16 protein-coding genes are annotated in these 17,567 nt (G+C 60.2%); 5 read left to right on the top strand and 11 right to left on the bottom strand.

All coding sequences use genetic code 11. The features are described from left to right. Positions 1-80: 80 nt before the first annotated feature. Positions 81-971, top strand: coding sequence for a helix-turn-helix domain-containing protein (locus tag JZX88_RS23900; RefSeq protein ID WP_142859412.1), 891 nt, complete (start codon positions 81-83; stop codon positions 969-971). 208 nt (positions 972-1,179) lie between these two features. Here JZX88_RS23900 and JZX88_RS23895 read toward each other — a convergent pair whose 3' ends face one another. Beyond that, entirely contained in the window at positions 1,180-2,034 is an 855-nt protein-coding gene (locus JZX88_RS23895; RefSeq protein WP_174031001.1) for a helix-turn-helix domain-containing protein, read from the bottom strand. 123 nt (positions 2,035-2,157) lie between these two features. On the opposite strand from JZX88_RS23895, the gene JZX88_RS23890 reads away from it, so the two are divergent. After that, a complete protein-coding gene (locus tag JZX88_RS23890) occupies positions 2,158-3,360 on the top strand; it encodes an MFS transporter (RefSeq protein WP_003522697.1) in 1,203 nt (400 codons plus the stop codon). Positions 3,361-3,445: 85 nt separating this feature from the next. Further along, positions 3,446-4,342, top strand: coding sequence for a LysR substrate-binding domain-containing protein (locus tag JZX88_RS23885; protein WP_065116543.1), 897 nt, complete (start codon positions 3,446-3,448; stop codon positions 4,340-4,342). Between the two features lie 24 nt (positions 4,343-4,366). Here JZX88_RS23885 and JZX88_RS23880 read toward each other — a convergent pair whose 3' ends face one another. The 10 genes from JZX88_RS23880 to JZX88_RS23835 all read right to left on the bottom strand — a co-directional run bounded on the left by JZX88_RS23880 (position 4,367) and on the right by JZX88_RS23835 (position 14,785). Next, positions 4,367-5,647, bottom strand: coding sequence for a TRAP transporter large permease (locus JZX88_RS23880; RefSeq protein ID WP_110760035.1), 1,281 nt, complete (start codon positions 5,645-5,647; stop codon positions 4,367-4,369). Then, positions 5,644-6,192 carry a TRAP transporter small permease gene (locus tag JZX88_RS23875; RefSeq protein WP_065116545.1) on the bottom strand — a complete coding sequence of 183 codons (549 nt, stop codon included), beginning with the start codon at positions 6,190-6,192 and terminating at the stop codon, positions 5,644-5,646. Before JZX88_RS23875 ends, JZX88_RS23880 begins: the two co-directional genes overlap by 4 nt. A 55-nt stretch (positions 6,193-6,247) precedes the next feature. Then, a complete protein-coding gene (locus tag JZX88_RS23870; RefSeq protein ID WP_065116546.1) occupies positions 6,248-7,243 on the bottom strand; it encodes a DctP family TRAP transporter solute-binding subunit in 996 nt (331 codons plus the stop codon). Positions 7,244-7,343: 100 nt separating this feature from the next. Next, the gene (locus tag JZX88_RS23865) at positions 7,344-8,270 is read right to left on the bottom strand and encodes an NAD(P)-dependent oxidoreductase (RefSeq protein WP_206914952.1); all 927 of its coding nucleotides are present in this window, start codon (positions 8,268-8,270) and stop codon (positions 7,344-7,346) included. 12 nt (positions 8,271-8,282) lie between these two features. Beyond that, on the bottom strand, positions 8,283-8,585 hold the full coding sequence (locus JZX88_RS23860; protein WP_065116547.1) for a putative quinol monooxygenase: 303 nt from the start codon (positions 8,583-8,585) through the stop codon (positions 8,283-8,285). Positions 8,586-8,602: 17 nt separating this feature from the next. After that, a complete protein-coding gene (locus JZX88_RS23855; RefSeq protein WP_065116564.1) occupies positions 8,603-9,961 on the bottom strand; it encodes an NAD(P)H-dependent oxidoreductase in 1,359 nt (452 codons plus the stop codon). A 262-nt stretch (positions 9,962-10,223) separates the two neighbouring features. Beyond that, positions 10,224-11,237 carry a LacI family DNA-binding transcriptional regulator gene (locus tag JZX88_RS23850; protein WP_127757551.1) on the bottom strand — a complete coding sequence of 338 codons (1,014 nt, stop codon included), beginning with the start codon at positions 11,235-11,237 and terminating at the stop codon, positions 10,224-10,226. Positions 11,238-11,351: 114 nt separating this feature from the next. After that, positions 11,352-12,362, bottom strand: a complete 1,011-nt coding sequence (locus tag JZX88_RS23845) for a zinc-dependent alcohol dehydrogenase family protein (protein ID WP_206914951.1) — start codon at positions 12,360-12,362, stop codon at positions 11,352-11,354. Positions 12,363-12,378: 16 nt separating this feature from the next. Continuing rightward, positions 12,379-13,149: a galactitol 2-dehydrogenase gene (locus JZX88_RS23840; RefSeq protein WP_065116549.1), complete on the bottom strand. Its 771-nt coding sequence runs from the start codon at positions 13,147-13,149 to the stop codon at positions 12,379-12,381. Between the two features lie 322 nt (positions 13,150-13,471). Beyond that, positions 13,472-14,785, bottom strand: a complete 1,314-nt coding sequence (locus tag JZX88_RS23835) for a sugar ABC transporter substrate-binding protein (RefSeq protein ID WP_046800382.1) — start codon at positions 14,783-14,785, stop codon at positions 13,472-13,474. A 302-nt stretch (positions 14,786-15,087) separates the two neighbouring features. Here JZX88_RS23835 and JZX88_RS23830 point away from each other — a divergent pair, with 302 nt between their 5' ends. Next, positions 15,088-16,095 (top strand): sugar kinase, encoded by a 1,008-nt coding sequence (locus JZX88_RS23830; RefSeq protein ID WP_206914950.1) that lies wholly within the window; start codon positions 15,088-15,090, stop codon positions 16,093-16,095. Next, positions 16,092-17,369, top strand: coding sequence for a D-tagatose-bisphosphate aldolase, class II, non-catalytic subunit (locus tag JZX88_RS23825; protein ID WP_206914949.1), 1,278 nt, complete (start codon positions 16,092-16,094; stop codon positions 17,367-17,369). The genes JZX88_RS23830 and JZX88_RS23825 overlap by 4 nt, the downstream gene beginning before the upstream one ends. The last annotated feature ends 198 nt before the right edge of the window (positions 17,370-17,567 follow it).

Raw genomic sequence — 17,567 nt, 5'->3', positions numbered from 1 at the left:
TTTTTCAATTGCCGTTCTTCAGCGAACATGGGCACATTACCGGCGGCAGGAAATCTGTCTCGTAAAAAGGGAACATCGATTTGGCGGAAAGTAAGATTGCTGAAAGAGCCTTCTACCAGCCGGGTGCAAGCAGCATCGAAGGCATGCCGACAACGCTTCAGCTTTTTCACAATCATCCGCCCATCATGCTCAGGCCCCACTGGCACGCGCAGGTGGAAGTGAATTACGTGATGTCGGGATCGGTGCATTATCGCATGGGCGATCACGAGCTGACGCTCGATGCCGGCCAGATGTGCATCTTCTGGGGTGGCCAGCCGCACCAGATGGACCACTCCTCCGACGATTCCTTTTATGCCGGCGCACATCTGCCGCTGGTGCACTTCTTCCGCATGCGGCTGCCCCCCACCGTCTCCAGTCTGCTGATGGGTGGTGCTACGATGGTGAGCGCTGAGACCGACCGGGCAGATGCGGAAAACTTCGGCCGCTGGTTCCGTTACGTCACTTCGGGCGAACAGGCGAAAGCCCAGCACGCGGTGGAGGAATTGCTGCTCAGGGTCGAGCGGATGTTCCTTGAACCCTACTCCGTCATATCATCCGCCGCCAATGGCAAACGCAGGGAGGATGACGAGGGCATGGCGCCCTCCATCGGCGTGGTGCGCATGTGCGACTTCATCGCCGCCAATTTTCTCGACGATATCGACGCGACGGAGATTGCCCGCGCCGCCTCGCTGCATCCGAAATATGCGATGAACCTGTTCCGCAAATCCACCGGCATGACGCTGATCAAATATCTGACCCTGCTGCGGCTTTCGCGCGCGCAGGCGATGCTGATGACCGGCAAGGACAATATCCTGCAGATCGCCATGGAAAGCGGCTTCGGCTCCGTCAGCGCCTTCAACAAGGCGTTCCGCCAAATCGCCGGCATGTCGCCCTCCGATTTCCGCCGCGACATGCGAGCGACTGCGGCTTAGGGTATTTCCAATGCAGCCGTACCGTAAGCAACCTACATGGTGCCGACGCGTCCCATCTCCACCCCTCATTCCTGTTCCCCGGAACAAGCCCGAGGATGTCACAGGAATCCAGCCGACGCGCGTCTGCGCGGCGAAAAGAGTCCTTCCAGTCCAAGGACTTGGGCTGGCTGGATCCCTGTGACAAGCACAGGGATGAGGAGCGTTAAGCCTAGTCCCCTATATCTTCCGTGTCGGAAAAAGCAGCGCTGCGCTGCCGCGCCGCCTGCCGATAGGCCCTTGGTGAACTGCCCAGCATTCGCCGGAACATGGTGGTGAAAGCCGGGATGTTTTCATAACCGGCATCCAGCGCCACATTCGTCACCGCTTCGCCGGCGGCCAGTCTCGGCAGGGAGGCAAAGATACAGGCCTGCTGGCGCCAGGTGACGAAACTCAACCCCAGTTCCTTGCGGAACAGCCGCGTAAAAGAACGCCGGCTGATGCCCATGGCCGCCGCCCAGTCATCGATCTCCACCCGCGCCACCGGCTTTTTCAGGAAATCGCGGCACAGCGCCGCCAGACGCTGATTATCTGGAAAAGGCAGTCCGAGCGGCCTTTCCGGCAGGCGGTTGACCTCGTCCAGCAACAGCGCCCGCACAAGGCCCTGCCGGTGAAAAGCCGTCGGCTGGTGTTCTTCACCCAGCAATTCCGAAATCAGGCTGGAGGCGAGATCGGTTATTTCCACCACGCGCGGTGCGCCCGCATGAAACAGGTCCGGATGGACGTAGATCGAATGCATCTCCACCGTCGAGATGGTTTCCGCCTCATGTTGCAGCCCGGCGGGAATGAGCAATCCATGACCGGGCGGTATCATCCAGCGACCATCCGCAGTGCTGACAAGCACGACGCCCTGACGGGCGCACCAGATCTGCACGCGGCTATGGCTGTGGGGCGGCGTCCGGTGCCCGGTGGGGTAAACGCGGCAAAGCGCCAGCACCGGCTCATTGGTGCCGTCGATCAATTTCAGACTGCGTTCATGCTCGTCATGCGTCAGTCCTGAAGGCTGCCGCGATTTGATTTTTGCCATTTGGCCCACTCACAAAGAAAATCGTCCAGAACACAAATGCAGGCCAGAAACAATATGAATAAAAGCGGGAAGAAATAAAGACATGTTTCCCGTCTTCCGCCGGGAACCCGAGAGGACTTCATCATGGCCACTGTTACCAGCGCCGGCAACAGCTTCAATCCGCAACGCACGGCGTTTTCGATCATCGCAGCCGCCAGCTTCTGCCACATGCTGAACGACATCATGCAATCGCTGCTGACGTCGCTTTATCCGCTGCTGAAGGCGAATTACGCGCTCGATTTCATGCAGATCGGCCTGCTTACCTTCGCCTTTCAGGTCACCGCCTCGCTGCTACAGCCGGTTGTCGGCATGGTGACAGACCGCTGGCCCATGCCGTTCTCCCTGCCCGTCGCCATGCTGTCCACCTGCGCCGGCCTCATCACGCTTGCTTTTGCCCATAGTTTCGAGGTTCTGGTGATCGGCGCCTGCCTCATCGGCATCGGTTCGGCGATCTTCCATCCGGAAGCCTCGCGCGTTGCGCGTCTCGCATCTGGCGGCCGTCATGGTCTGGCGCAATCCTTCTTCCAGGTGGGCGGCAATACCGGCACGGCCATCGGCCCGCTGCTCGCCGCCTTCATCGTCATCCCGCTCGGCCAGACGAGCCTCAGCTGGTTCTCGCTGATCGCGCTCGTCGGTTTTGGTGTGCTTTCCTGGGTTGGCGTCTGGTACACCCGCCACCGCCGTGCAACGGTCGGCAAGGCGCCGGCCAGCCGCACGCTTCCCCTTGCGCGTGGCACTGTCATGATGACGCTTCTGGTGCTGGTGGTTCTGACCGCCACCAAGAATGCCTATCTCGCCAGCCTGTCCAGCTACTTCACCTTCTACACCATCGACAAGTTCGGTCTTGGTGTTCAGGATGCGCAGGTTCTGCTGTTCCTCTTCCTCGGCGCTTCGGCACTGGGCGTGTTCTTCGGCGGCCCTATCGGCGACCGTTTCGGCTCGCGCGTCGTCATCTGGTTCTCGATCCTCGGCGTCATTCCCTTCGCGCTGCTGCTGCCCTATGCGAACCTGTTCTGGACGGCCATTCTCGTCGTCGTCATCGGCTTCGTGTTCTCCTCCGCTTTCTCGGCCATCGTCGTGTTCGCGCAGGAACTGGTGCCGGGCCGCGTCGGCCTCATCGCCGGCATGTTCTTCGGTTTCGCCTTCGGTTTCGGCGGCATCGGCGCTGCGGTTCTGGGTGTTTATGCGGATAAGGAAGGCATCGAATTCGTCTACCGTATCTGCTCCTACATGCCGCTGCTCGGCCTGCTCACAGTGTTCCTGCCGAAACTGCCGAGCCACCGCTAAAAGCCTCGCGTTCAACGCTTTTCAACACGGCGGTCACCTGTGATACTCAGGTGACCGCCGTATTCCGTTGAGCAAAGCCCTGCCCATGCAAATCCCGATAAAATCGATCCTCGTTTTCCACGCCGCGGCAAGGGCGGGCAGCATTTCCCGAGCGGCGGAGGAACTGAGCGTCACACCATCGGCCGTCTCCCAGCAGATCCAGTTGCTGGAAGGCCAGCTCGGCACGACCCTGATGGCGCGAACCGGCCGCAAGGTGACATTGACCGAAGCGGGCGAGCGCTATTTCTCGATGATCACCGCCCAGATCGAGCAGATATCAGACGCCACCGACAGTATTCGCGGCTTCCGTTCAGTCACCACGCTGACGATCCGGGCGACGCCGACCATCTCCAACAAATGGCTGCTGCCGCGTCTCGGCTCCTTTCTGGAGGAGCATCCCGAACTGGAAGTGCGCCTCGACGGCACCAACGAGCCCACCGATTTTTCGCAGGAACTCGTCGATATAGAGCTGCGCCATGGCGATGGCCGCTGGCCGGGCCTCTTCGTGGAAGGGCTGGTGGAGGAGGAATTCCTGCCGGTCTGTTCGCCGAATTATCAGGGTGCCGGTAAATTTCTGCCCGAGGAATTGCAGAACCAGCGGCTGATCCATTCGGTCAAGGCGCAGGCGCAATGGAACCACTGGTTCCCTCTGGCCGGTGTCACGGCTGAGAAGCGCTGGCGGCGGGTCCTGTTCGACCGCAGCCACATGGCCATCGATGCCGCCGTTCTCGGCATCGGTGTGGCGCTGGAAAGCACCTTGATGATGGAGCGGGAGCTGCAGGACAAAATGCTGGTGCCGGCCGTGACGGACGCGCCGCGCATCAAGCTCGTCACCCAATGGATCGTCTGCCCGCATTCCCATCTGCGGCAGAGAAAAGTCATGCTGTTTCTGGAGTGGATGCGAAAACAACGCGACGAGTGGCAAGCCCGCCGCGTTGTCTGAGGTTTCAGGCAATCCGTTTTCGCGTCAATAAAGCCCCATCAGCCTGATTGGCGCCAGTGTCAGGTCCGGCAACAACACCAGAGCGAAAATCGCGGCGACAAGGATGGACATAGGCGCAAGCGATCCCTTGATCACATCCTCGATCGACATTTTCGCCACCTGCGCCACCGCAAACAGGCATACACCGACCGGAGGTGTGACAAGCCCGAGCGTGAGGGTGATGACCATGACGATCAGGAAGTGGATCGGATCGACCCCGAGCGAGACGGCCGGAGGCATAAGCACGGGGATCAGAATGAACATGGCGGCAATCGCATCCATGAACATGCCGACGACGATGAGGAACAGGAAGATCAGAACCATCGCCATGGTCGGCCCGGTGCTGATATGGCCAAGGAAAACCGCAACCTGCGCCGGCAGGCCGTCAAAGGTGAAGACCCAGGCCGCCAGTTTCGCCGTCGCGGCGATGAACAGGATCGAGCCGGAGGTCCTCGCCGTTTCCATGAATATTCCGAGCAGCGCCGAAACCGGGATCGTGCGGTAAAGTATGACGGCCAGAAACAGCGTGTAGACAACGGCGATGCCGGCCGCTTCCGTCGGCGTGAAATAACCGTCGACAATACCGATCAGCAGGATCACCGGTGTCAGCATCGGCAGGATGGCCGCAAGACCCGTCGTTACCACGCGCCGGACATTGAACGGCGTGGGTGGATTAAACCCGTTACGCACCGCATAGATGTGGTTGAACACCATGAAGACGAAGGCGAGGAACAATCCCGGCACCAGCCCGGCCACGAGCAGGGTTCCGATGGAGGCATTCGCCACCGAGCCGGCGATGACGATGAGGATCGACGGCGGGATGATGGACGAAAGCGTGGAGGTGCAGAGCGTCAGGCCGACAGCATAGCCCTTCGGAAAACCGTGACGCTCCATGGCCTTGATCTCGATGGCGCCGATCGAGGCGATATCGGCAACGGACGAACCGGAGACACCGCCGAAAATTACCGACGAGGCGACGTTGACGTGGCCGAGACCGCCGGGAAGCCAGCCGACAATCGCCTCGGCAAAGTCAAACAGCCGTTCGGCAACCCTGCCCCGTTCCATCAGGACACCGACCAGAATGAAAAGCGGCACCGCGACGAGAAGAAAGGAGTTCATGCCCGAAAACATGGTCTGCGCCAGAAGGTCCATCGGCATCGATGTATAAAGCGCGATGGAGGCCAGGCTGGCCAGACCAAGTGCGACGGCGAGCGGAACCCCGAAGGCGCTCATAAGAAGGAAAAGTCCAAGCAGCGTCAGGCTCATGGCCGTTTCTCCATATTTCCAACAACCAGATCGGCGTCCGCGAGAGGCTGCAGGCCTTCCGGCAGCTCGATGCGGTCGCGATGTTGACGCAGGGATTCCACGATGGCGGCAATGCCGAGAGCCGCGCTGAGCGGAATGATGACGCCGATCATCCACATGGGCGTGGCAAGTGTCGCGGCGGCTTCATTCATTACATATTGCTGGCGCACCAGCGTCCAGCCCGTCCAGATCATCAGGCCGAAAAAGACGACCGACGACAGAACGTAAATGGGCAGCGCGAGGCGCCGCACGAAGGCTGGCATCAGCGCGATGAACACCGTTACCCGCGCCATGTCGGCTGTGCGGAAACTGCCCGCCACCCCCAGAAATACCATCCATATGAAAAGATACCGTGTCGCTTCCTCGGTCCAGGAAACCGGAGTTCCCCACATACGGGTCGATACCTGCAAAAGCACGACGGCCAGAACCCCGACAGCGGCCAGACCGGCCAGCACGTCGGTCGCCAATCTGATGACCCTGCCGAAAAATGATGACGTTTCGTCCATAAACCTGTCCTCCCGACCGGACCGGCTGCGCGCCGATCCGGAAGACCTGATTGCCTTATTTCTTGCCGACAGCGGCAATCGTCTTGTCGAAGAAAGCCTGATCCTTCACCAGCCCAGCAAAGACGGGATAGAGACCCTTGGACACCTCCACAAACGCCTTCTGCTGCTCGGGCGTCAGGCGATTGACCTCCATGCCATGTTTCTGCAGTTCGGCGATCGTCGTTTCCGCGGTCGAGGCGTCGTTTTGCACCTTCCACACTTCCGCTTCCTTGGCCGCCGCCTCGACGGCTGCCTTGTGCGCGTCGCTCAGGGCGTTGAACTTGGCGGGGCTGATGCCCAGAACCCAGCCGTCACCCATGTGGTTGGTGATCGAGACGTATTTCTGAACCTCGTAGAATTTTGCAGATAGCGGCACATTGATCGGGTTTTCCTGGCCATCGACAACTTTCAGCTGCAGGGCATTATAGACCTCGGCAAAAGCGAGCGGAGTTGGTGCGGCCCCCATCTTCTTGAAGAATTCCACCCAGAGTGGATTGTTCGGTACCCGAAACTTCAAACCGCGCAGATCATCTGGAGAGGTTATGGGGCGCTTGGAATTGGTCATCTGGCGGAAGGGGCGCGGCCAGAGGTCGACCGCCTTGATGCCGATCTTTTCCAGCCCGGCACTCAGTTCCTTGCCCTGCTCACCTTCCAGATAGGTGCGAAGCTGTTCTTCATCGTCAAAAAGATAGGGAATGGAGATCGCCGAAAAACGCGGATCGAAATTCGCGTAAAGCGATGTCGCCAGAAGCAACATGTCGAGCGATCCACCAGCCAGCTGTTTGACGGCGCCCGACGGATCGCCGCCATAAAGCGAGCCGTTCGGGAAAACCTTCACGGTAACTTCGCCATTCGTTTTTGCCGACACCAGCTCCGCGAACTTGTTGGCAGCCAGCGTAATTTCGGAATTGTCCGGATCCGGCGTCGAAAGCGTCAGTGTCTCGGCCTGCGCGATGGATGCGACCAGCATGGTGGCGGCGAGAGCCAGCCCGTAAAGTTTCGAAATTTTCATGTGTTCCTCCCTTGTTATCTATGAAGCACGTCCGGTTAAAACGGAATCTTTGGACGTGCTCTATCTCTTTGTTTTAGCGCATTATCCGGACGTAAAACCGCTACGCGCCTTTACTGGAAATGCTCTGGACAGTTTCGAGCGTTCCTCCGAACGCATTCAGGCGCTTAATCTCAAGGATCACACCGCTGTGATCAAGCTCGCCCGCGCCATGCTCGACCATGGAGCGGAACAGCCGGTCAACCTCCTCGCCGACCGGTAATTTCAGGCCACGGCTTTCGGCGAAAGCCAGCGCCGTGGACGTATCCTTCACCTGATATTTCGCCGGGCCACCGGGGCGGAAATCGCCCTCCACCATGCGTTTTCCGTGTTGGCGGAAAACGGTGGATTCGGCAAAACCGCCCAGCAAAGCCTGGCGCACCTGAGCCGGGTCGGCTCCCCCCGCTTCAACCAGCGTCAACGCTTCGGCAACGGCGCAGATTGTCGAGGCGACGATCAGCTGGTTGGCAAGCTTGGCCAGTGAGCCGCAGCCCACCGGCCCGACATGGGTGACGCGGCCAAGGCAATTGAGGAGTGGCCGCAATGCATCCACATCCCGCTGTTCACCGCCGGCCATGATGGCGAGCATTCCCTCGATCGCCCCTTTTTCACCGCCGGAAACCGGTGCGTCGACATAAGCGACGCCATAAGCCTTTGCCGCCTCCGCCTGTTCCCGTGCGCTGTCGACCGGGATGGAACTCATCACCAGCAGAATAGCACCGGGCTTCATGGTGGAAACGACACCCGAGGCACCGAACAGAACCTCGTTGCAGACCGGCCCGGAACTCAGCATGCAGATGACGACATCGGCTTCGGCCGCAGCTTCTGCAGCCGTGGACGTCGGTTGCACACCCTTTGCCGCCAGAGCCGCAGCTTTTTCAGCGCTGCGGTTCCAGGCCTTGACGGAAAACCCGGCCTCCGCCAGACGCCCCGCCATGGGGGCGCCCATGATACCCGTTCCGATAACGGCGATCCGGCGAATGTCAGCCATCGTTTCCATCCTTCAGAGCCATTGCCGATTCAGGAAACGCACCGGCAGTTCTTCTTCGATGAGGGCGGGAAATGCTTCCCGAAACCGGTCGAGGTGTGGTGTCTTCAGATGGTGGTCGAAAGCCTGTCTGTCGTCATAGACCTCGTAGAACACCACGTTGTTTCCGGTTTCCGGCCGCACCACATCGAATTGCCGGCAGCCCGGTTCATCCTGAACCGAGTGCCTGGCGTCATCGCGCGCCGCATCGAGAAAGGCGTCCATCGCGTCGGGCTTCACCCGGAATTCTGCGATCACCACGAAAGCTCCCTTCGACATGTGCTCTCTCCCGTCCATCACGCCGCGGCGTCCTTTTGCGGACGGAACTGGTTTTCCATGTCCTGGCGCAGCTTCACCACATCGAGATCATTGACCAGCTCCACATCGTCGAAGCTGACGATCTGGTCTTTCTTGATGGCGCGCTTCAGCTTGACATTATGGGCAAGGCCGATCGGCAGCGCCTTGATGTCAAGGCTGCGGGTGGCCGGAATGGCGTTCGCCCAGACCGCGTAACCGCCCTCGCCGTCGAGCATCTCGCCGGGCTGCATATCCTTCTTCGCGGTCGCCACCGCATCGCCACGAAACTCCCTGGAGCAACCGGTCGCTTCATTGCGCAGCACGGCGGAAAGCACGCTGATCGAGGTCTCCAGCCCGATGATGTGGAAGGGGCGCCACATGGAGGCGTACCAGCCGGAGGGATCGGTCAGCAGGCCATATTGCTTGAAGCAGGCCCGGGCATATTCATTATGCGCCTTGAAGGTGACGAAAACGCCGTAGCGAATGTTGTTGAACACCTCGCGTCCGTCCGGCTCCTGGCTTGCGGCAATATCGACCAGACCGGAGCGCGACATGCGGCCACCATCGGCAGCGGGGCGGAAGACGCGGGCGAGATCGTGCAGGCCGGCGGGCGGGAAGGCCAGACCGTCATCCGGGCAATCCAGCCCCGTGCCGTTGGCGACGGCCGCCATTTCAATGGCCGCCTTGGTGCCGTCGGTGAAGGAATTGTACATTTTTGGATTGAAGTCGCCCTTGGCCACTTCCTCGTCCGTCCAGCCGAAATAACCCCAGACCGTGTCCGGCGTCGAATAACGGTAACGCGGCTCGAAATTCATGCCCTTGCCGGCGGAAACGACCTCGAAGCCGGTGGCTCGCGCCCAGTCCACCAGCTCGCAGATCAGCGCCGGCTGGTCGCCGTAAGCCATGGAATAGATCAGGCCCTTGGCCCGCGCCTTTTCAGCAAGGATCGGCCCGACCATGACATCGGCTTCGACATTGACCATGACGACGTGCTTGTTGTGCTCGATGGCGCCCAGTGCATGGCGTGCACCAGCCAGCGGATGGCCGGTCGCTTCGATCACGCATTCGATCTCGCCGCAGGCGAAAAGCTCGTTCACATCGTCGGTCACATAGGTCTTGCCGCTCTTCAGCGCATCAGCGCAGCTCGTCGCATCGTAACGCTCCTTCGGCCAGCCGACGCGGTCAAACGATTCCCTTGCCTTGCCGACATTGAGGTCTGCTACGGCGACCATGTGGAAACCGGCGATGCGCTGCGCCTGCGCCAGCACCATGGAGCCGAACTTGCCGGCGCCGATGAGACCGACCCGGACAGGTTTGCCGCCGGCTGCACGCGCTGACAGAAGAGAATAGAGATTCATGTTTTGACATCCTTCGCTGGGGAAATTGCTGGCGAGAATGTCCAGACTGCCCGGCGAAGGCCATGCGATACCGAGGCTGCGAAGGTTCACCCCTCGCGGCGCTGGCCACATGACGTTTCTGCGTTCCTCCCGGATCCCGGCACACACTTGCGCCGGCTCTCGCGGTCGCCTCCCAAAGCAACCTTGAGACCAGAGTAGGAGCGTTCAGATATTAGTTCTATTTAGAAAATCAGATTTTTCGTTTAGTTTATCTAACAAACTATCAGGCCGATTTGCGCAGCATCAGATCGGCGCTGAGCAGGATTCGTTCACGCATCCGCGTCGTGTCATCCGTCTCATCATCCAGCTTCTGCAGCAGAAGCTCGATCGACAGCCTGCCGATCTCGTTATAATTCTGCGCCACCGTGGTAATCGGCGGGCAGGCATAACGCGACAGCGGATGATCGTCATGGCCGGCAACCCTGAGATCGTAATCAGCGCCATGGCCAACCTTGATGCCCTTCTGGAAGGCGGCGGCGATGACGCCGAAGGCGATGCGGTCATTGGCGCATAAAATGGTGCGGGATGGCAAATGCCCTGCCCCATCCAGCAGCCGGCTCGCCTCATCAAAGGCGAAACGCTCAAAATCCCAGGTGACGATGCCGGGAACATCGATGACATGCGGCTCGAAACCGAGACGCTGCATCGCCTCCTCATAGGCCGTGCGGCGTGTCGCCGCGTTGGTATTGACCTGCGGCATATCGAAGAAACAGGGCGGTTCGCCCGAACGGCAGAGATAATCCACCATCAGCCCGACACTCTGGCGGTTGTCCGTGCCGACAAAGGCCGAAGTCTCATCCAGCGGCGAATCGACATAAACGATCGGAATGCTGGCCGCGAGCTGCTCCAGCGTGGCGCGATGGGATTTGACGCCGAGTGGCGCGATGATGGCGCCCGCAACATTCATCGACTTGAAGGTGCGGATCGCCCGGTCCTCGATTTCCGCCTTGCCATCCGAAGACAGCACGAAGGCAAGGAACCCCGCCTCGTTGGCGATGAGTTCGATGCGGCTCGTCAGCGCCATGTAGAACGGATCGGTGGAGTTCGGAATGATGATGCCGATGATATTGGAACGGCGGCGGTTGAGGTTGACGGCGAAGATATTCGGCCGGAAGCCCGATTTCTTCAGCGCATCCTCGATGGTGTCCCGCGTCTTCTTGCGGACCGAGGCCGGATCATTGAAGTATTTCGAAACAGTCGGGCGGGAAAGGCCGACGAATTCCGAAAATTCTTCCATCGTCCTGATAGATTTGGCCAAAGTGCTTGCCCCCATGAAATATTACATGTGGTACTCTACATCGACCGGCCTTCGCACGAAAAGCCGGTCGAATGGTTATCAACGGCCAAACGATCATTCGGCCGCAAACTGCACTTTCATCGTCGCCGGATCAGACGGTTTTTTCGTAAAAAACGGCAGCATTTCCGAAAGCGGCAGCCGATGCGACACCAGCCGCGCCATGAGATCGCCATCCGTCTCCAGAATGGCAAGCGCCTGCGGTATGTTGCGGTTCAGCGAATGGGAGCCGACAAGCTTCAGCTGACGCCGGAAGATTTCGAAAGGCGCCACCGAAATGCGGGCATCCGGCGCGCAGACGCCGAAAAACAGCGCGGTGCCGCCATCCGCAACCAGCGGGATCATCGCTTCGGCAACGGCGGCAATACCCGTCGCATCGGCCACAAAGTCAAAAGATTTTTGTTGCCGCAAGAGCGCTTCCGAGCCGGAAACGCCCACCTTGAGCCCAAGACTTTCGGCAAAGGCCAGCCGACTTTCATTGATATCGGCCATCGTCACCGTTGCAATGCCGCGTGCTTTCAGCGACAGGGCAAGCAGCAGGCCGATGGGACCGGCGCCGAACACCAGCGCACTTTCCGGCACCACGCCACTCTCACCAATGCCAGCGCTCTGCATGCCGTTGACGACGCAGGCGAGTGGTTCGGCAAGTGCCGCGACATGATAGGGCATCGAACCGATGCCGTGCAGATGATCCGCGCGCACCACACTGAATTCGGCAAAGCCGCCATTGTGGGAAACGCCATAGGCCTTCAGCGTGCTGCAAAGGTTGGTCAGCCCCTTCCTGCAGCTGGCGCAGGTGCCGCAGGGCAGATTGGGATCGACGGCCACACGGTCACCGGCCCTGAAGCCTGTCACATCGGAAGCCACGGCTGCAACTTCACCGGCATATTCATGGCCGGGGATAACGGGAAACGCGCCGTCACCATAACGCGCATGCAGCACGTCTATATCGGTGTGGCAAAGCCCCGAAGCCTTGACCCGCACGAGCGCGTGACCCGGCGGCAGATCGGCGACGGGGAGTTCCGCCAGCACGGCGCGTCCCTTCTCGACGAATTGAATGGCATGCATGGTCATCTCCGGCTTTTCAGCTCATCCAGTTGCCGCCGTCGACATTGTATGTCTGGGCGAGAATATAATCGCTGTCGGCGGAGGCGAGGAACACCGCCAGCCCCTTGATATCGTCAGGCGTGGCGAAACGGCCGATCGGCACGGATTTGGCCACCGCCGCCTTCTTCTCGCCGGGCTTCAAGCCTTCCCATTTGGCGAAATGCGCATCGACCACTTCCCAATGCTCGCCATCCACGACGCCGGGCGCAATGGCGTTGACATTGATGCCGTGCTTGACGAGCGCCAGCGCCGCCGACTGCGTGGCGGAAATGATCGCCGCCTTGGAGGCGCAATAAAGCGTCACCAGCGCCTCGCCGCGCCGGCCGGCCTGGCTTGCCATATTGATGATCTTGCCGCCGCGCGCGCGTTCGATCATGACATTGGAGACGGCCTTCATCATGAACAGCGGTCCCTTGAGATTGATGTCGAACACCCGCTCATAGCTCTCTTCGGTAATGCCGTTGATCGGCGCCATATCGAAGATCGCGGCATTGTTGACGAGAATATCGATGCCGCCGAACTCCTCATCAACCGCCTTCACCACCGCATCGATCTGAGCGAGGTCGGTAACATCCAGCCGCACCGCCTTTGCCGAAGGGCCGATGGCGGCGGCAGACGCCGTGGCGCGGGCAATATCGATATCGGCGATGATGACCTTTGCGCCCTCATCGGCGAAAGCCTGCGCAAAACCAAGGCCGATACCGCGGGCAGCGCCGGTGATCAGCGCAACCTTGTTGTTCAATCTCATGTCGATCTCCGTGATGCATGGCGGACACTGGATGAACCCGGTCATGCGTTTGTTGTTAGATGCATTTTTTCCGGCAAACCTGAACGCGGTACACCGGGTAAAGATTTGATATGCCAGCGCACCCCACACTCCCTCATTCCTGTGCTTGTCACAGGAATCCAGCCGACGCGCGTCCGCGCGGCGAGAGAGTCCCTCCAGCCCAAGGACTTGGGCTGGCTGGATTCCTGTGACAAGCACAGGAATGAGGGAGTGTGCGTGCGGCAGCCCCACCCATGCCGCCCGCCACCAGAAGGCGAACGGGCGGCACGCCGGGAGGACGCGGCTACTTGATGTAGCCCGCGCGGGTCATGTCACGTTCGACCTGTTTCTGCGCGCCTTCGAGCGCCGCATCGACGGTCTGCTGGCCGGAAAGGGCTGCCGCGATCTGCTGGCCGACAACCGTACCGATGGACTGGAATTCCGGTATGGCGACGAACTGCACACCGGTATAGGGCACCGGATCCTTGGTCGGCTTGGACGGATCGGCAGACATGATCGCCTTCAGCACCGTATCCGCGAAAGGCGCAGCCTTCTTGTATTCCGGCAGCTCATAGGTGGATTTGCGCGTACCCGGCGGCACGGCCACCCAGCCCTCGCTTTCACCAACCGTCTTCACATAGGACTTCGAAGTCGCCCATTTGACGAAGGACTTGGCGGTTTCAAGCTTCTTCGTGCTGTTTGGGATTGCAAGGTTCCAGGACCACGACCAGCTCGAACCGTTCGGCGTTACCTCGACCGGAGCACGCGTAAATGCGGTCTTGTCGGCAACCTGGCTCTGCTTGGGGTCATAAACGCGGCCCGCCGCCGAGGTGGCGTCGATCCACATGGCGCAACGGCCGGATGAAAACAGCGTCTGGTTTTCGTTGAAGCCGTTGGCGGCCGCACCGGGCGGGCCGTAGGAGGTCATCAGCGCCACATAATCCGCAATCGCCTTTTTCCACGGCTCGCTCGTCAGCTGCGGTTTCCAGTCCATGTCGAACCAGCGGCCGCCATAGGTATTGATCATGGTGCCGAGGAAGGCCATGTTTTCGCCCCAGCCCGGCTTGCCGCGCAGGCATATGCCATATTGCTGTTTCGACTTGTCGGTCAGCTTGGCGGCGAAATCCTTGATCTGATCGTACGTCGGATTGTCAGGCATCTTCAGGCCGGCGGCGTCGAACAGATCCTTGCGGTAAAGCGTGAACGAGCTTTCGGTGTAGAACGGCACGGCGTAAAGCTTGCCATCCACCGTCAGGCCCTTTTTGATCGGGTCGAGCAGATCGGCGTAATCATAATCGTCGCCGAGATCGTCGACCGGCGCCAGCCAGCCCTGCTTGCCCCAGATCGGCGCTTCGTAACCGCCAATGGTCATGATGTCGAACTGGCCGCCATTGGTGGCGATGTCGGTGGTGACGCGTTCGCGCAGGACATTCTCTTCCAGCACGATCCAGTTGATCTTGTTGCCTGTTTCCTTCTCCCAGGCGCTGGAAAGCTTCTGCATGATGATCATGTCGCCATTGTTGACGGTGGCGATGTTGATCTCTTCCGCCTGCGCCAGCCCGGCCAGAAGCCCGGCTCCAACCACAGACGACGACAGAATTCCAATGAATTTACTCATGATACCCGCTCCTCCTTTACGGATGTCCACGCATAACAATACATGCGTAAATTTTTTATCTCGCGAAATTGCATCCATTGTCAACATCCAAAAATAAATCATCGCGCAACCAAACTGCCCGAAACCCGCATAAATCCTTGTTTACACCAGTATATTCACTTCATAATTTATTATTTCGCACATTTCTCTTGCTGCATTGCAGCAGATATTTCATCCATTAATATCTTGACGCGCGTAAACTTTAACTGATATCCGAGAAAATAACAGACCGGAAATGCACCTGCCCCGCAGGACGGCAGCACATGCTTATGGAGGAGACGATGAGGCAGGCATCTACACTGGCGCCGCAGACCCAGGGCCCGACCATCACGGCCGGCGAAATCCTCGTGGAGATCATGGCGACGACGGTGGGAAACGGCTTTCTCGAGCCGCAAACGCTGATCGGCCCTTTCCCGAGCGGCGCACCGGCCATCTTCATCGATCAGGTGGCGCGGTGCGGCGGAACCGCCGGCATCATCGCCGCAGTCGGTGACGACGATTTCGGCCGCCTCAATGTCGAAAGACTGCGCCGCGACGGCGTCGATGTCTCGGCCATCGCCACCATTCCAGATCGCCCGACCGGCAGCGCCTTCGTGCGCTACCGTGAGAACGGCGCGCGCGACTTCGTTTTCAACATCGCCCATTCGGCGGCCAGCGAAACGCAGATGACCGATGAAGCGCAGGCGCTCATCGAAAAAGCCGGCCATGTGCACGTCATGGGATCGGCCTTCGCGATTGCCGGCATTGGCGACATCATTCTGGCGGCGATCAGACATGTCAGGGCACGTGGCGGTTCGGTGTCTTTCGATCCGAACATCCGCAAGGAACTGGCGCAGGGTGACGAAGGCCGCAGGCTGATCAACGATCTGCTTGCCGTCACCGATCTCCTGCTACCATCAGGCGAAGAACTTCAGGCCGCCTCCGGTCTGGACGATGAGGAAGCGGCGATAGAAAAGCTGCTTGCCTCCGGTGTCGGCGAAATCGTGCTGAAACGCGGTGCGAAGGGCGCAAGCCATTTCAGCCGCACCCATGGGCGCATCGACGCCCCCGGCCTGAAGGTGGCGGAAATCGACCCGACCGGTGCCGGCGACTGTTTCGGCGCAACCTACCTCACCTGCCGCCGCCTCGGCATGCACCCGGCAAAAGCGCTCGCTTACGCCAATGCATCGGGTGCCCACAACGTCATCAGGCGCGGGCCGATGGAGGGCGCTGCCAGCCTTGCCGAACTCGATGCCTTCATGGCCGCGCAATTGTCGGAGGAAGTCCTATGACCGCCATTCTGGAAAATCTCGCCGCCGCCCGCCGCGCCGGCAAACCCGCGGGCATCACGTCCGTCTGTTCGGCCCACCCCGTCGTCCTGCGCGCCGCGATCCGCCGCGCCGCCGCCAGCAAGACAGCCGTGCTGATCGAGGCGACCTGCAATCAGGTCAACCATCTCGGCGGTTATACCGGCATGACGCCCCGTGATTTTGTTGCCTTCGTCAACGGCATCGCGGCGGAAGAAGGACTGCCCGGCGAACTCCTGATTTTCGGCGGCGATCATCTCGGACCCAACCCCTGGCGCAAGGAGAAGGCCGAAGAGGCGCTGACAAAAGCCGCCGCCATGGTCGAAGCCTATGTGGCATCGGGCTTTCGCAAGATTCACCTCGATGCTTCGATGGGCTGTGCCGGTGAGCCGGCAGCGCTGGATGACGTCACCATCGCCAACCGCGCCGCCAAACTTGCGGCCGTTGCCGAAAAGGCGGCCACCGATGCCGGCCTGCCCAAACCGCTTTATATTCTCGGCACCGAAGTGCCGGTGCCTGGCGGCGCCGACCATGTGCTCGACACGGTTGCGCCGACGCAGCCGCAGGCGGCGCGCAACACCATCGACCTTCACCGCGAGATATTCGCGCAGCACGGTCTTTCGCAAGCCTTCGAACGGGTCATCGCTTTCGTTGTGCAGCCGGGCGTGGAATTCGGCAGCGACAATGTCGTCGCTTATGATCCGCAGGCCGCAGAAGCGCTGAGCGCCGTTCTGGACGGCGAACCGCAGTTGGTGTTCGAGGCCCATTCCACCGATTACCAGACCGAGCCTGCCCTTGCCGCACTGGTGCGCGACGGGTATCCGATCCTCAAAGTCGGCCCGGGCCTCACCTTCGCTTACCGGGAAGCGCTTTATGCGCTTGATATGATCGCATCCGAAATGGTCGGCACCTATGGCGACCGGCCGCTGGCGCGGACCATGGAAAAACTGATGTTGAGCGCGCCGGGCGACTGGCAGGGCCATTACCATGGCGACGACATCACGCTGCGATTGCAGCGCCACTATAGTTACAGCGACCGCATCCGTTATTACTGGACGCGGCCGGAAGCGTTGCAGGCCGTTTCCGCCTTGCATAAGGCGCTGGATGGGAAGACAATTCCCGAAACCCTGCTGCGCCAGTATCTCGGCGAATTACCGCTCGCCACAGTTGCGGGCGAGGACGCGGAAGAGATTTTGATCGCGGCTGTGGATCAGGTTCTGGCGACCTATCACGCGGCGACGGGCGAAGGCCGCCACTGACGGCAATCATAAATCCGGATGCCCCTGCGGCAGAGGCCGCCGGAGCGAAATGGGGAAGTGTGAGCGGTTTCATCTGAAGTCCCGCTCAAACTTATAACTGTATCCGTGAGGGAGGACGACTAATGGCAACTCGAAACACGAGCGGTCTGGCGCGGGTGATGCTTGCGCCATCGGTGCTGTTATTGCTGGTGTGGATGA

The organism is Agrobacterium sp. OT33, from assembly GCF_017313365.1.
In the GTDB taxonomy this organism is placed as follows: domain Bacteria; phylum Pseudomonadota; class Alphaproteobacteria; order Rhizobiales; family Rhizobiaceae; genus Agrobacterium; species Agrobacterium rhizogenes_A.
Note: the sequence above shows the minus strand (reverse complement) of the source record. Positions and strands in the feature narration are given on the sequence as shown.

Bases quoted from the DNA above. Each gene is read 5' to 3' on its own strand.
- JZX88_RS23895 (WP_174031001.1), bottom strand. From the start codon at position 2,034: ATGGCAAAAATCAAATCGCGGCAGCCTTCAGGACTGACGCATGACGAG.
- JZX88_RS23890 (WP_003522697.1), top strand. From the start codon at position 2,158: ATGGCCACTGTTACCAGCGCCGGCAACAGCTTCAATCCGCAACGCACG.
- JZX88_RS23885 (WP_065116543.1), top strand. From the start codon at position 3,446: ATGCAAATCCCGATAAAATCGATCCTCGTTTTCCACGCCGCGGCAAGG.
- JZX88_RS23880 (WP_110760035.1), bottom strand. From the start codon at position 5,647: ATGAGCCTGACGCTGCTTGGACTTTTCCTTCTTATGAGCGCCTTCGGG.
- JZX88_RS23875 (WP_065116545.1), bottom strand. From the start codon at position 6,192: ATGGACGAAACGTCATCATTTTTCGGCAGGGTCATCAGATTGGCGACC.
- JZX88_RS23870 (WP_065116546.1), bottom strand. From the start codon at position 7,243: ATGAAAATTTCGAAACTTTACGGGCTGGCTCTCGCCGCCACCATGCTG.
- JZX88_RS23865 (WP_206914952.1), bottom strand. From the start codon at position 8,270: ATGGCTGACATTCGCCGGATCGCCGTTATCGGAACGGGTATCATGGGC.
- JZX88_RS23860 (WP_065116547.1), bottom strand. From the start codon at position 8,585: ATGTCGAAGGGAGCTTTCGTGGTGATCGCAGAATTCCGGGTGAAGCCC.
- JZX88_RS23855 (WP_065116564.1), bottom strand. From the start codon at position 9,961: ATGAATCTCTATTCTCTTCTGTCAGCGCGTGCAGCCGGCGGCAAACCT.
- JZX88_RS23850 (WP_127757551.1), bottom strand. From the start codon at position 11,237: ATGGAAGAATTTTCGGAATTCGTCGGCCTTTCCCGCCCGACTGTTTCG.
- JZX88_RS23845 (WP_206914951.1), bottom strand. From the start codon at position 12,362: ATGCATGCCATTCAATTCGTCGAGAAGGGACGCGCCGTGCTGGCGGAA.
- JZX88_RS23840 (WP_065116549.1), bottom strand. From the start codon at position 13,149: ATGAGATTGAACAACAAGGTTGCGCTGATCACCGGCGCTGCCCGCGGT.
- JZX88_RS23835 (WP_046800382.1), bottom strand. From the start codon at position 14,785: ATGAGTAAATTCATTGGAATTCTGTCGTCGTCTGTGGTTGGAGCCGGG.
- JZX88_RS23830 (WP_206914950.1), top strand. From the start codon at position 15,088: ATGCTTATGGAGGAGACGATGAGGCAGGCATCTACACTGGCGCCGCAG.
- JZX88_RS23825 (WP_206914949.1), top strand. From the start codon at position 16,092: ATGACCGCCATTCTGGAAAATCTCGCCGCCGCCCGCCGCGCCGGCAAA.